This is a genomic window from Arthrobacter sp. SAFR-179 (assembly GCF_059414945.1).
On the sequence record NZ_JBPFDM010000011.1, the window covers coordinates 103,296 to 116,125 of the forward strand.

Consider the following 12,830-nt stretch of genomic DNA (forward strand, 5'->3'; position numbering starts at 1 on the left):
ATTCAGGCCCCCGTTTCTGCGGCCCCTGGTGTCAGCGGAAACGGGGGTCTTTGGCGTCCAGCGGGCCCGGCCCCATCGATCCCTGGCGGTGGGGCAGCACCGGCGAATACATCCCGCCCGGCTGGGTACGGAACATGCGGAAAGCCAATCCGCCGGCGCAGCAATAAGCAGCCTGTGCAGCCGCCAGCGGGAATCTCAACGCCGGGAAGGTGGACTGTGGCCAGGAGAACTTCGGAGCAGTGGGCGCGGCAGCAGGACCGGCCGGACAACGTGGCGGTGGACGTCCTGGTGCCCACCTGCAACCGGCCGGCCGAGCTCGCCGTCACCCTCGCAGGACTGGCCGGGCAGGCCGAGCCCGCGTTCGCCGTCGTCATCAGCGACCAGTCAGCCGGGCAACCGGCCTGGGACCATCCCGCCGCCGCGGCCATGGTGCGGGTACTGGAGGCCCAGGGCCGGCCCGTCACGCTGCTGCGGCACCTGCCCCGCCGCGGGCTGGCCGAACACCGCCAGTTCCTGCTGGAACAGGCCACAGCGGAGCAGTGCCTCTTCCTGGACGACGACGTCTGGCTGGAGCCGGGTGCGTTGGAGCGGCTGAGCACGGCGCTGGGTGAGCTTCAGTGCGGTTTCGTGGGAATGGCGCCGCAGGGCCTGTCCTTCCTGGACGACCGCAGGCCGGAACAGACCGCAGCCTTCCAGGCCTGGGAGGGCCCGGTGACTCCGGAACGGATCCGGCCGGGTGCCCCGGGCTTTGAGCGCTGGCCGCTGCACAGCGCTGCCAACCTCAGCCACCTCAGCGCGGAACTGTCGCTGCAGCCCGGCGAATGGGTGCCGTACCACGTGGCGTGGCTGGGCGGTTGCGTGCTCTACCGCAGGGAGGCGCTGAACGACGCCGGCGGCTTCCATTTCTGGACCAGCCTGCCCGCTGAGCACGCCGGAGAGGATGTGGTGGCGCAATGGCAGGTGATGGAACGCTGCGGCGCAGCGGGCATCCTGCCGTCGGGAGCGGTCCACCTGGAGTCGCCTACCACCGTGACGGACCGGCGGGTGGAGGCGTACGACGTCGTCCTGAAGGAGGGTGCTGTCTGATCAGGCGCTAAGCGCCACGTCCGGCGTCCAGTGGGTAGGCCACGTATGCGAACAGCCTCGAATCCGGTGACCAGCTGCTGACGTTCAGGGTGCCCTGCCCACCGAACACCGGCCAGGTGTGCAGCGGCGTGGCCCAGTCGTTGGTGGACACCAGGACGACCTCCACCGGAAGGTCTGCAGGGTGCCCCCGGGTTCCAGCGGGAAAGCGGAGATAGCTGGCCAGGCGGCCGTCGGGGGAGAGGTGCGGGAACCAGTCGACGGTACCGCTATCCAGCAGACGCTCGAACTGGCTGCCGTCCGGGCGGACCCGGGCAAGCTGGGCGTGGCCGGGTGCCGTGGTGAAGGACTCCGTGTTCAGGTAAAGCCATATTCCGTCGGCGGAATATTCAGGTCCGTCGCAGTGCCCCTGGCCCACCTCCACGTTCTCCGGTGGGCCGCCCGCGGACGCGATGGTCCGCAACCGGCCGGGCCGTGCAAAGTCTCCCGCCGCGATGTCCACATAGGCCAGCCGGCCGCCGTCGGGACTGACGCCATGGAGGAAATGTAAGGATCCGTCGTCATCCGTGATCCTGGTGGCCTGTCCGCCGGCAAGTGGTGCGCGGTAGATATGGCCGTCATCGCCCGAGAGGAAGATACCGCTGCCGTCCGGGTCCAGGACGTGGTCATTATTGAGATCGGGGACGCCGGTGAGCGGAACTTCGGTGAGGGCGCCGGCCGCCAGGTCGAGCCGCCACAGACTGCCGTCTCCGTTGAGGATCAGCCCCCGCCCGTCGAGGGTCCAGTTGGGTGCCTCGAGCAGCATGTCCTCAGTGCGGAAGACGAGCGAAGATTCCCCGGTAACCGACGCGGTCCACACCTCAAGCACTGGCCTGGTTGAAGGGTGCGGACCACCCCTACTCCCCGCTGCTGAAGGCGGCGTCGAAGCTGGTCTGGGAGGCGGGGAAGTCGTACTTCTTCAGGGCCGCGAGTGCTTCGGGGGCGCCGTGGAGGCGGTCCATGCCTGCATCTTCCCACTCCACGGAGATGGGGCCGCTGTAGCCGATGGCGGACAGGGCGCGGAAGGAGGCTTCCCAGGGGACGTCGCCGCGGCCGGCGGAGACGAAGTCCCAGCCGCGTCGCGGGTCGCCCCAGGCCAGGTGGGAGCCCAGGACGGTGTTGCGGCCGGTCTGGCGGATCTTCGTGTCCTTGCAGTCCACGTGGTAGATCCGGTCCTTGAAGTCCCAGATGAAGGAGACGGGGTCGATGCCCTGCCACATCATGTGGGAGGGGTCCCAGTTCAGGCCGAACGCTTCCCGGTGGCCGATCGCTTCGAGGGTGCGGACGGTGGTCCAGTAGTCGTAGGCGATCTCGGAGGGGTGGACTTCGTGGGCGAAACGGATGCCGTTTTCGTCGAAGACGTCCAGGATGGGGTTCCAGCGGTCGGCGAAGTCCTGGTATCCGGCGTCGATGAACTTTTCGGGGACGGGCGGGAACATGGCCACGTACTGCCAGATGGAGGAGCCGGTGAAGCCGACGACGGTGTCCACACCCAGTGCCTTGGCGAGCCGGGCAGTGTGTTTCATTTCCTCGGCGGCGCGGGTGCGGACGCCTTCGGGGTCGCCGTCGCCCCAGACTTTGGAGCCGACGATGGCCTGGTGGCGGAAGTCGATGGGGTCATCGCACACGGCCTGGCCTTTGAGGTGGTTGGAGATGGCCCAGACCTTGAGGTTGTACTTGTCCAGGATCTCGAGCTTGGACTCGACGTAGCCGGGTTCATCCCAGCGCCAGGCGTCCAGGTGGTCGCCGGAGACGGCGATTTCCAGTCCGTCGTAGCCCCAGCCGGAGGCCAGGCGTGCGACTTCTTCGAAGGGCAGGTCGGCCCACTGGCCGGTGAACAGGGTGAACGGGCGGGGCATGCAGGGCTCCTTGGAAGATAAGGGTGCTAGTGGCGGACGACGGTGAGGGTGCTCTTGTTGGCCGCGGATTCCTCCACCGCGTCCAGGACGTACTGGACGTTCAGGCCTTCTTCGAACGACGGCGAGGGCTGGCTTCCGTCCTTGATGGCCAGCAGGAAGTCGCGGACCTGGTGGGTGAACGTGTGCTCCCAGCCGATGATGTGGCCCTGCGGCCACCACGCGTCCAGGTAGGGGTGCTCGGGTTCGTTCACCAGGATCCTGCGGAAGCCCTGCTCACGGACCGGGGCCGTGGCGTCCAGGAAGCCGAGCTCATTGAGGTTTTCCAGGTCGAACAGGAGGCTGCCCTTGTCGCCGTAGACCTCGATCTGGAGGGAGTTCTTCCTGCCGGTGGCAACCCGGGAGACCTCCACTGAGGCCACCGCTCCGGAGGTGAGGGACAGCGTGGCCCAGGCGGCGTCGTCGACCGTTACATCCTCCATGCCGTCCGCCCCGGGGCGGCGGTTCACAAAGGTGTTGAGCCGGCCACTGACCTCGGTGACCTGGTCCCCCAGGAGGAACAGGACCTGATCGATGGCGTGGCTGGCGATGTCCCCGAGAGCGCCGGACCCGGCGGTTTCCTTCCGCAGCCGCCAGGTCATGGGGGCCTGGGCATCGGTGAGCCAGTCCTGGAGGTAGGCGGCGCGGACGTGCCGGACAATGCCCAGCCGGCCCTCGGCGATGAGTTCCCTGGCCAGTGCCAGGGCCGGGACGCGCCGGTAGTTGAAGCCGATCATCGACTGGATGCCTTTGGCGCGGGCCTTGGCCGCGGCGGCGGTCATCAGCTCGGCTTCCGCGAGGGTGTTGGCCAGCGGCTTTTCCACCAGGACGTGCTTGCCCGCTTCCAGCGCGGCGATGGCGATTTCGGCGTGCATCCAGCCCGGGGCACAGATGTCCACGACGTCGATGTCATCGCGGGTGACCACCGTCCGCCAGTCCGTTGCGGACTCAGCCCAGCCGTACTTTGCCGCGGCCTCTGCCACGGCGCCGGCGTCCCGGCCCACGAGGACCTTCTGCTCGAAGGCCGGGACGTCGAAGAAGCTGGCCACGTTCCGCCACGCGTTGGAGTGGGCCTTGCCCATGAAGGCGTAACCGATGGCGGCGACACCGAGCGGGCGGGAGGCCGGAGGTTCGGACGGGTGTGCGGGTGTGGTCATGATGCGTTCCTGCGTGCTTCCTGCTGGCTGGACTAGGTGCTGGATTACTTGCTGGATCAGAGGGTGGCGGTTTCCGGCGCCCAGTCCTCGGGGAGGGCGGGCGACGCCGGGGCAGAGCTTTCCACGTCCACGAACGTGCCGGAGCCCATGGACTCGGAGATGGAAACCATGGTGTCCAGGACGTGGTAGGCGAGCTCACCCGTGGCGCGATGGGCTGTTCCCGCTCGGAGGGAGCGCGCCATGTCCAGTACGCCCATGCCGCGGCCGTTGGCGGGCCCGGTGGCCGGAACGGTGGTCCAGTCCTCGTCGCCGGCGCGCCAGAGCTTGATGTCGCCGGTGAAGTAGTTGGGATCCGGCAGCGAGATGGTCGCTTCCGTGCCGGTGATTTCCACGAATCCCATGCGGGTGCGGGGGGACTCGAAGGAGAAGACGCTGTGCGAGGAGGCGCCGGATTCGAACTGCGCCATCGCGGAGACGTGGGTGGGCACCTCCACGGTGAACTCCTCGCCGGCCTTGGGCCCGGAACCGATCACGCGCACATCCTTGGACTTTGACCCGACGGCGGCCACCTTGCGGATGGAGCCGAAGGCCTGGACCAGGGTGGTGAGGTAATAGGGGCCCATGTCGAACAGCGGGCCGGCGCCGTGCTGGAACAGGAAGGCCGGGTTGGGGTGCCAGGACTCCGGGCCAGGGGTTTGGAACGTGGTCATCGCGGTCAGCGGCGTCCCGATGTCGCCCCGCTGGATCAGGCGCAGGGCCGTTTGGATCCCGGCGCCCAGGAACGTGTCCGGGGCGCAGCCCAGGCGGATGCCGGCCGCGTCAGCGTTCTTGAGCAGGCCCAGCCCGGATTCGCGGTCCAGCGAGAACGGCTTCTCCGTCCAGACATGCTTGCCGGCGTTGACGGCGGCGGTGGCCACCTCCACGTGCGCGGCAGGAATGGTGAGGTTGACGATGATCTCAACGTCCGGGTGGTTCAGGGCCTTGTCCACCCCGCCCCATTCGGGGACGCCGTATTCCTTGGCGCGTGCCTCGGCGGCTTCCTCGAAGAGGTCGGCGATGACATGGACCTTGAGGTCCGGGAAAGCGGTGAGGTTGTCCAGGTACTGCTTGCTGATCACGCCGGCGCCGATGACGCCGACGCCCACCGGGCCCTGGCGGGAGGCTGTGGTGCTCATGCTTTTACTCCTTCGCCTGCAGCGTTGAGGAAGGACAGGCTCTCGCTGATGCCCTCGAAGATGTCGCCGGCGTAGTCGTCGAACTCCACTACGCCCACCTCCAGCGACTTTGCCGCGGCGATGACGTCCATGACCGGCACCTTGCCCTGGCCCGCCGGCTGCTGGGCCTTGTTGTCCTTGTTCAGGGGGCCGTCCTTGATGTGGATGAATTTCACCCGGTCGCCCAGCCTGGCCAGCAGTTCCACGGGATCCTGGCCGCCGACTGCCGCCCAGTAGGTGTCCACCTCCAGGACCAGTTCCGGATCCAGCAGGTCCGCGAAGTACTCCAGGGCGGTGCGGCCCTCGATGCTGGACTCCAGTTCCCAGGCGTGGTTGTGGTAACCCACCCGGATGCCGTAGTCCGCGCCCTTCTTGGCGGCGGCGTTGAGCTTTTCGGCCGTTGCCTGGATGTCCTCGGCCTTCTGCCAGTGCTCGGCGGGCAGAAACGGATCGATGACGGTGGTGATGCCCAGTTCCTTGGCTGCCGCGAAAATCTCGTCCTGGTCCTGGCTCATGAGGGGTGCATGGCCGGACGGTGCGGTGAGGCCGTTCTCCTTCAGGGCCGCGCCGAGTTCCTTGGCCGTGGCCACGAAGTTGTACGGCTCAACCTGGGTGAAGCCGATCTCCGCCACTTTCCTGATGGTCCCCGGAAGATCCTCCGAGATGGCGTTGCGGAGGGTGTAAAGCTGCAGTGAGTAGGACATGGGTTTCCTTTAGCTGTTCTGTAGGTGTGGGCTGGGGTCAGCGGCCGGCGAGCGAGCCGCCGATGCCGCCGACGCTGAAGTACTTGTTCAGGGTGGCGAAGACGATGACGGGCGGGAGCATCATGACCACGGCCAGGGCCATGACGGAGGTCCAGTCCGTTGCGTTCTGCTGGAAGAAGGACTGTACCCCCATGGGCAGGGTGAAGATTTCATTCGAGCGCAGGAACACGATGGCTACCAGGTAGTCGTTCCAGGCGAGGAGGAAGGCGAAGATCGCTGTCGAAAGGACGCCGGGAAGGGAATTCCGGAGCACCACCTTGGTGAAGGAGCCGAAAACCGAGCACCCGTCGATCCAGGAAGCCTCCTCCAGGCTGATGGGAATGGAGTCGAAGTAGGCGGCCATCATCCAGGTGGCAACCGTCATGGTGGAACCGACGTAAATGATGGTCAGGCCCAGGAGGTTGTCCACCAGGCCCATCCCGGCGAACAGGATGAACAGCGGCACCACCGAGGTGATGATCGGCAGCGACTGCATCACGAACAGCAGCAGCGAATACCCGGAGACTGCCTTGCTGCGGCCCCGGGAGAGGACGTACCCCGCTGGTGCGGCCACGGCCACCGACACCACCACGGTGGAGAGGGTGGTGACCAGGCTGTTCTTGAGCCACGTGGCGGCGAAGGTCTTGGAAAACACATTGCTGAGGTTTTCGAAGGTCAGGCCGGTGGCGGTGCTGTTGGGCCCGGGGGTGAACGCCAGCAGCACGGTGACCATGATGGGGACCAGCACGATCCCGGTGATGATGAGGATCGCTGCGAAGCGCCACCAGCGGCCGCGCTCGCCCGCCTCGGAGAGGACCTTGCGGCGTTTGCCGGCGTCGATGCCGAGCGTGGGACCGGATTCGGGGTGGGCGTGGAGTACTGCGCTCATTATTCGACGCTCGACTTTCGGATCTGGCGGTACAGGATGACCGAGATGACCACCAGGGTCATGGTCATGAGGAAGGCGATGGCCACGCCCGGGCCGGTGGCGAAGTCCTGGAACACGGTCCGGTAGGCCAGGACCACCAGGGAGGTGGTGGCGTTGACAGGGCCGCCGCCGGTGAGCAGGTAGATGGTGGGGAAGTCGTTGACGCAGAAGATGGTCATCAGGATCCAGCTGATGTAGGTGGACCGGGCAATCAGCGGCAGGGTGATCTGCGTGAACTGCTGCCAGCGGCTGGCGCCGTCCATGCTGGCTGCCTCGTAGACGGTGGTGTCCACGGAGGCCAGGGCGGCCGAGATCATCATCATCATGAACGGGAAGCTGACCCAGACCTTGAACACCATCACCGTGATGGAGGCCAGGGAGGGGTCTGCCAGGAAGAGCGGGGTGCCCATGCCCAGGTTCCGGAACAGCGACGGGATGAGGCTGTCCGGGGTGGCCACCAGCCAGTTCCATGCGGTGGAGGACACCACGATGGGCACCACCCAGGGCAGGAGCAGCAGGACCTTGAAGGTGCCGCCGGCCGGGATTCTGGTGCGCAGGAGCAGGGCCAGGCCCAGGCCGACGAGCCAGGAACCGAAGACGCCCACGATGGTGAACCACAGCGTGAACTGGGCGGCCTTCCAGAACGCAGGCGAGGTCAGGACGGTGGCGAAGTTCTGCGCGCCCACGAAGTTGCCGGTCTGGAGCAGGTCTCCATCGTGCGTCGCCTGGATGGCCGCATAGATCAGCGGGTAGCCGTGGATCAGGACAAGGAGGACCACGGAGGGAAGCAGGAGCCAAAAGAAGGTCCTGGTGGCCTGGGCGGAGAGCTTGCTCTTGCGGTTGCCGTGGGCGGTCCCGGATCCGCCGGGGGCAACCCCGCGGCGGGCCCGGGCAAAGCCGGACTCGGTGGTGGTGCTGGACATGGGCGGTCCGACCTACTTCTTCAGGACGGATTCGAGGCCGGACTGGAAGGTCTGCAGGGCAGTCTTGGCGTCGGCCTTTCCGGTGATGATGGTCTGGCTGAACTGGTTCAGTGCCTGCCCGCCGTCGAGGGCGGCGAGGTTGGCGTTGAGCCTGCTGCCCTGGGCGGCGAAGGTCTTGGCGATGGGCTGCCAGTCCTTGACGATCTTGACGTTGTTGGGGTCGTTGGCGAACTCGGGAATTTCGGTGATCGACTTGAAGACCGGCAGGGCGGACATGAGCTTCTTCTGCCACAGCTGCTTGAGCTGGCCCAGGTAGTACACCAGGAACTCTTCCGACGCCTCCTGGGACGGGGTGTTGGTGTACATCATGATGTTGTTCGGGAAGACGATCGTTGCCTTGTCCCCGTGCGGGCCCTTGATGGGGTCGGCCACCAGCAGGTCGCCCGAGGTATCGCCCACACGCTGCGGGACGTTCACCTGGAACAGGCCGTAGCCGGCCTTGCCGTCCTTCCACTGCGCGGACATGTTGTCCGTGGTGTAGCTGACCGCTGCGGGGTCGACGATGCCGTTGGACACGAGTTCCAGGACGAACTCCATGGCCTCCACGTTGCGGTCGTTCATCAGGTCCAGCTCGCCGTCCTTGTTCCAGACACCGCCGCCGTTGTTGACCATCATCATGATCATGGAGTGGTTGGCGTAGTTGTTGCCCGCGCCGGCGCCGGTGGTGAAGCCGAACGCGCCCACCTTCTTCAGGGCCTTGCCGGCTTCCAGCAGCGACGGCCAGTCCGTTGGGAGGGCAACGTTCGCCTTCTCGAACAGCGACTTGCGGTACCAGAAGACGCGCATGTCCAGCTGCCAGGGGACCGCCACGTAGCCCTTGTCCGACTTGAACGGGTCAAGCACCCCGGGCAGGAAGTCATCGAACTGGCCGTTGGCCTTCAGCTTCTCGATCACCTTGTCCGCGTAGGCGATCTGGCCCTGCTGCTCGAACTGGAACGCTTGGAAGCCGCCACCCGTGGAGACGGCCGGGCCCGTCTTTGAGGCGATCGCTGAGGAGAAGGTCTGGTAGAAGTTGTTCCACTGGATGATCTGGTAGCTCGCCTTGGCGCCGTTGGCGCCGGAGAAGCCTTCCGCGATGCCCTTGGCAGCGTCGTTGTAGGCAGGGGTGGCCCAGGGCATGTCCCAGAACTTAACGGTGCCGCCTGCTCCGCCTCCGCCTCCGCCCTGCGATGCCGATCCGCCCCCGCAGGCAGCGAGGAGGGGTGCTGCGGCAGCGGCAGCCGTCAGGCCCAGGAAGCCGCGCCGGTTGAAGGAACGGCGCTGTTCGGAAGATGCGTTCATGATGTGTCCTTTCGGGACCGGCAGGCGTGATGCGCCGTTGATGCGGTCCTGCTCATCGTTGAGAGTGGAGGTGGGACTGGACTGCTGTTCAGGTTGCGTATCGGTGGGTTTGGTTACGTGGCAGCGAGGGTTGCGTAGAGGTCGGTCAGCCGGGCGAACCCGGCCAGATCGTCCGGCCGGGTGCCGGCGCCAAGATGGTCCTTCAGGCGCCGCCACGCCGACCGGTGGGCGGATTCGTAAAGCGTGGGAAGAAGGAGTTCGCCGTGGGTTCCGGTGACCCGGACTTCGGCCGGCCAGGCCGCGTCCGGATCCGGAACCTGGACGGCCATCCCGCCGTCGGTGGTGTAGAGGCGGATATCGACGGCGGCCGGGCGGGCCGCGGTCAGCATGCCCTGGGCGGTGAAGGGGGCGCCGTTGGCCAGCCTGCCGGCCACGGTGTACCCCGTGGCGTCGCAGCGGAGGAGGAGCATTTCGTGGAGGGGACCGCTGACGGCCAGCAGCGCGGCCAGATGCTCGCCAAGGAGCCGCCGCGGGTCCGTGCCCGGAGCCGCCACGGCAACACTGTCCAGCAGTGACGCGGTGCCCAGGGCGCTGCGCACTGCGTCACGGGCGTCGGGACCGTCGCCTTCTGCCACCAACGCGGGATTGGAGGCCCAGCGGAGGTCCAGGACGACGGCGGTTCCTGCGGCGTTTGCCGCGGCGGCCAGTTCGCGGGTGTCCTCGGGGACCGGGTTGGCCACCACGATGCCGCGGGCACCAGCGGCCACGGCGCGGCGGGCTTCGTCCGTCCAGCCGGGTTCGCCCGCAACCACCAGCACGTCGGCAGCGATCTGAGCGTTCTCCGGGGCGGGTGCGAAGGTTGCGGGCAGTGAAGCCACCGTCTGGGTTACCGCCCCGGCTGCGCTCGCGGTGGGGGATGCAGAGACCGTGTACTGGCCGCTCATGCCGAAACTCCTGCTTTTTCTGCCGCGCCGGTTTGTCCTGCGGCGCTGTCTACGGTTGCGTCCGCGATGGCGAGTGCGAAGGTGAGGTCGTCGATCAGTGCCTGGGCGGAGGGCGCCTGGCGGGTTCCCCGGGCCAGCTCCGCCAGTTCACGCCATTCGCCCTCGTAGCCGTTATGCCCATAGGGGCCGAACGTGCGGGTTTCGCTGCCGCCGCGGCTGGTCAGCGTGGCGACCGCGGAGCCGGCCTGGACGTAGGACGGCGTGAAGTCGATGTGCAGTGCCGCATCATCCGCGATTGCCTCAAAGGTCCATTCAGGCTTCCACGTGCTGTTCATGACGGCACGCAGTTCGATGACGCGGGTTGGGGTGCGGAGCGACACGGCGTAGCCGAACGGGCGGACGTGGAACACCTGGAGGACTTCAATGTCCGCGAAGTCCGGGGTGAACCGGCGGACCAGGGGCAGGTCGTGGATGGCCAGGCCCATGATCCCGCCCCGAAGCGCGTTCTTGATGACGTTGATGTCCGAGTAGTTGGGCTCGCCGGCGGCGGGACGCGTGAGAATTTCGGTGGCGAAGTCCTCGAAGCGGGCATTGGGCGGCAGGACGATGGATGAGCGGATGGTGTGGACCTGCTCCGGGAGGTCGCCCCAGTTCTGTTCCGCCGCGAGCCAGCCCGGATCAAAGGTGTGCATGGCGCCCACGACGATGGGTACGGCCGTTTCGCTGCTGACCGCCGAGATGCGCGCAGCTTCCCCGGCGTTCATTGCGAAGGGCTTTTCGCAGAGGACGGCTTTCTTCCCGGCCCTGCAGGCGGCGATGACCTGGTCAGCGTGGAACTGGTGGGGGCTGCAGATCGCTACGACGTCAACGGCCGGATCGTTCATCAGCGCATCCATGCTGGTGCCGGCGGTTGCTCCGACGCGGGCCGCCACCGAGGAGGCAACGGCAGGGTCCACATCCATGATGTGCCGGACTTCCAGGATGTCCTGGAGGCGTGCCAGGGCCGGGAGGTGGATGGCTTGGGTGACGGGCCCGGCGCCGAGGATGCCGACGCCGAGGGGGCGGTCTGCGGGCGCTGTGTCATGGGACAAGTTCAGTTACCTCTTTGTAAGCGGACTCTGGGATCTGGACGGACTCTGGTGCGTAAACGGGCTGCCTGTGGCGGCGGCGGTGCCGGGATCACTGCGGCTGATGTCCACCATCGGATCCGCGAATGTGCCTTGAATCACAACGTAGAACTACTTTTGACGCACGTCAAGCAAAAGTTGTTTGTTGCGCGTCATTCTTCTGCCGTAATGACAGTCGTAAGTAAGAGTGTTATGACTTAGACATGACTTCAGTGACGGGCAGGCAGGCCGGAAAAGACGCCGACGTCGGCAGCCTGTCGCGCGCCGGCGACCTCTTCCAGCTGCTGCGTGACGGCCAGGCCCGCACCCGCGCCGAGCTTGCCCTGAGTACGGGACTGGCCCGGTCAACGGTGGCCTCGCGGATCGACGCGCTGATGCTGTCCGGCCTGGTGGGCCCTGCGGGCGAGGCGCTCTCCAGCGGCGGCAGGCCGCCGTCGCGCTTTGCCTTCAACCCGGCCGCCCGCCTGGTGCTGGCTGTGGACGTGGGCGCCACCCATGTCATCGTGGCGGTCACGGACCTCGGCGGAAACATCCTGGCCGAACACCGGCTGGCGCAGCAGGTGGCCGACGGCCCGGAAGCGGTCCTGGACCAGGTGGTGGCGCAGGGCAAGGAGCTGCTGGCGTCCACCGGACGAAGCGTGGCCGAACTCGCCGGGATCGGCATTGGCCTGCCCGGGCCCGTGGAACATGACACGGGCAAGCCCGTCAAGCCGCCCATCATGCCCGGCTGGGACGGGTTCGACGTAGTCAGCTACGTCCAGCGGTCCCTGCCCGTGCACGTGCTGGTGGACAACGACGTGAACATCATGGCGTTGGGGGAGCAGTCCGCCCACTGGCCCGAACACAACAACTTCTTCTTCGTGAAGGTGGCAACCGGAATCGGCTCCGGCATCATCAGCAACGGGGAACTGCAGCGCGGCGCCAACGGCACGGCAGGCGACCTGGGGCACGTGCAGGTGGCGCGCGGCGCGGATGTCCTGTGTGCCTGTGGAAACTACGGGTGCCTGGAAGCGCTGGCGTCAGGTCCCGCCGTCGTGCGTTCCCTCCGGGACCAGGGGCTGGACGTGGCGAAGGGCGCGGACGTGCTCCGGCTCGCCGCCGACGGCAACCTGCAGGCCATCCAGGCACTGCGCCAGGCCGGCCGGGACATCGGCGAGGTGCTGGCCACAGTGGTGAACTTGCTCAACCCGTCCGTCATTGTGGTGGGCGGCAGCGTCGGCGAGACGGGGGAGCACCTGGTGGCCGGCATCCGCGAGGTGGTCTACCGGCGCTCGCCGCCGCTGGCCACCTCGCACCTGCGCATCAACGGCTCGCGCGCCGGCAGCCAGGCGGCAGTCCTTGGTGCCAGCAAACTGGTCACCCAGTATGTCCTCTCGCCGGCCGTCATCGAAGCAACGCTGGCAGGCGCCATCGCCGGGTAACGCAGGAGTATCCCC

Annotated in this window: 12 protein-coding genes; 2 read left to right on the forward strand and 10 right to left on the reverse strand. The window is 67.0% G+C overall.

Going from position 1 to position 12,830, the window contains the following annotated elements; all coding sequences use genetic code 11:
* The first annotated feature begins 216 nt into the window (after positions 1 to 216).
* Complete coding sequence (locus ACR65K_RS16430; RefSeq protein WP_440154078.1) at positions 217 to 1,086, forward strand: glycosyltransferase family 2 protein; 870 nt, start codon at positions 217 to 219, stop codon at positions 1,084 to 1,086.
* Between the two features lie 7 nt (positions 1,087 to 1,093).
* On the opposite strand, the gene ACR65K_RS16435 is transcribed toward ACR65K_RS16430, so the two are convergent.
* The 10 genes from ACR65K_RS16435 to ACR65K_RS16480 form a co-directional block, all read right to left on the reverse strand.
* Positions 1,094 to 1,951 carry a TolB family protein gene (locus ACR65K_RS16435; RefSeq protein WP_440154079.1) on the reverse strand — a complete coding sequence of 286 codons (858 nt, stop codon included), beginning with the start codon at positions 1,949 to 1,951 and terminating at the stop codon, positions 1,094 to 1,096.
* 28 nt (positions 1,952 to 1,979) lie between these two features.
* Positions 1,980 to 2,981 carry a sugar phosphate isomerase/epimerase family protein gene (locus ACR65K_RS16440; protein ID WP_440154081.1) on the reverse strand — a complete coding sequence of 334 codons (1,002 nt, stop codon included), beginning with the start codon at positions 2,979 to 2,981 and terminating at the stop codon, positions 1,980 to 1,982.
* A 26-nt stretch (positions 2,982 to 3,007) separates the two neighbouring features.
* Positions 3,008 to 4,174 (reverse strand): Gfo/Idh/MocA family protein, encoded by a 1,167-nt coding sequence (locus tag ACR65K_RS16445; RefSeq protein WP_440154082.1) that lies wholly within the window; start codon positions 4,172 to 4,174, stop codon positions 3,008 to 3,010.
* 56 nt (positions 4,175 to 4,230) lie between these two features.
* Positions 4,231 to 5,349 carry a Gfo/Idh/MocA family protein gene (locus ACR65K_RS16450; protein ID WP_440154084.1) on the reverse strand — a complete coding sequence of 373 codons (1,119 nt, stop codon included), beginning with the start codon at positions 5,347 to 5,349 and terminating at the stop codon, positions 4,231 to 4,233.
* Positions 5,346 to 6,092: a sugar phosphate isomerase/epimerase family protein gene (locus ACR65K_RS16455; RefSeq protein ID WP_056330524.1), complete on the reverse strand. Its 747-nt coding sequence runs from the start codon at positions 6,090 to 6,092 to the stop codon at positions 5,346 to 5,348. The genes ACR65K_RS16450 and ACR65K_RS16455 overlap by 4 nt, the downstream gene beginning before the upstream one ends.
* 37 nt (positions 6,093 to 6,129) lie before the next feature.
* The gene (locus ACR65K_RS16460) at positions 6,130 to 7,020 is read right to left on the reverse strand and encodes a carbohydrate ABC transporter permease (RefSeq protein ID WP_056330526.1); all 891 of its coding nucleotides are present in this window, start codon (positions 7,018 to 7,020) and stop codon (positions 6,130 to 6,132) included.
* Positions 7,020 to 7,982: a carbohydrate ABC transporter permease gene (locus ACR65K_RS16465; protein ID WP_440154085.1), complete on the reverse strand. Its 963-nt coding sequence runs from the start codon at positions 7,980 to 7,982 to the stop codon at positions 7,020 to 7,022. Before ACR65K_RS16465 ends, ACR65K_RS16460 begins: the two co-directional genes overlap by 1 nt.
* A 12-nt stretch (positions 7,983 to 7,994) precedes the next feature.
* Entirely contained in the window at positions 7,995 to 9,323 is a 1,329-nt protein-coding gene (locus ACR65K_RS16470; protein WP_056330533.1) for an ABC transporter substrate-binding protein, read from the reverse strand.
* Positions 9,324 to 9,436: 113 nt separating this feature from the next.
* Entirely contained in the window at positions 9,437 to 10,267 is an 831-nt protein-coding gene (locus tag ACR65K_RS16475) for a hypothetical protein (protein WP_440154087.1), read from the reverse strand.
* Positions 10,264 to 11,358, reverse strand: coding sequence for a Gfo/Idh/MocA family protein (locus ACR65K_RS16480; RefSeq protein WP_440154089.1), 1,095 nt, complete (start codon positions 11,356 to 11,358; stop codon positions 10,264 to 10,266). The genes ACR65K_RS16475 and ACR65K_RS16480 overlap by 4 nt, the downstream gene beginning before the upstream one ends.
* A 239-nt stretch (positions 11,359 to 11,597) precedes the next feature.
* Here ACR65K_RS16480 and ACR65K_RS16485 point away from each other — a divergent pair, with 239 nt between their 5' ends.
* Complete coding sequence (locus ACR65K_RS16485) at positions 11,598 to 12,815, forward strand: ROK family transcriptional regulator (RefSeq protein WP_440154091.1); 1,218 nt, start codon at positions 11,598 to 11,600, stop codon at positions 12,813 to 12,815.
* The last annotated feature ends 15 nt before the right edge of the window (positions 12,816 to 12,830 follow it).

Excerpts from the sequence above, each read along its gene's own strand:
- ACR65K_RS16440 (WP_440154081.1), bottom strand. The coding sequence starts at position 2,981 with ATGCCCCGCCCGTTCACCCTGTTCACCGGCCAGTGGGCCGACCTGCCC.
- ACR65K_RS16445 (WP_440154082.1), bottom strand. The coding sequence starts at position 4,174 with ATGACCACACCCGCACACCCGTCCGAACCTCCGGCCTCCCGCCCGCTC.
- ACR65K_RS16450 (WP_440154084.1), bottom strand. The coding sequence starts at position 5,349 with ATGAGCACCACAGCCTCCCGCCAGGGCCCGGTGGGCGTCGGCGTCATC.
- ACR65K_RS16455 (WP_056330524.1), bottom strand. The coding sequence starts at position 6,092 with ATGTCCTACTCACTGCAGCTTTACACCCTCCGCAACGCCATCTCGGAG.
- ACR65K_RS16460 (WP_056330526.1), bottom strand. The coding sequence starts at position 7,020 with ATGAGCGCAGTACTCCACGCCCACCCCGAATCCGGTCCCACGCTCGGC.
- ACR65K_RS16465 (WP_440154085.1), bottom strand. The coding sequence starts at position 7,982 with ATGTCCAGCACCACCACCGAGTCCGGCTTTGCCCGGGCCCGCCGCGGG.
- ACR65K_RS16470 (WP_056330533.1), bottom strand. The coding sequence starts at position 9,323 with ATGAACGCATCTTCCGAACAGCGCCGTTCCTTCAACCGGCGCGGCTTC.
- ACR65K_RS16475 (WP_440154087.1), bottom strand. The coding sequence starts at position 10,267 with ATGAGCGGCCAGTACACGGTCTCTGCATCCCCCACCGCGAGCGCAGCC.
- ACR65K_RS16485 (WP_440154091.1), top strand. The coding sequence starts at position 11,598 with ATGACTTCAGTGACGGGCAGGCAGGCCGGAAAAGACGCCGACGTCGGC.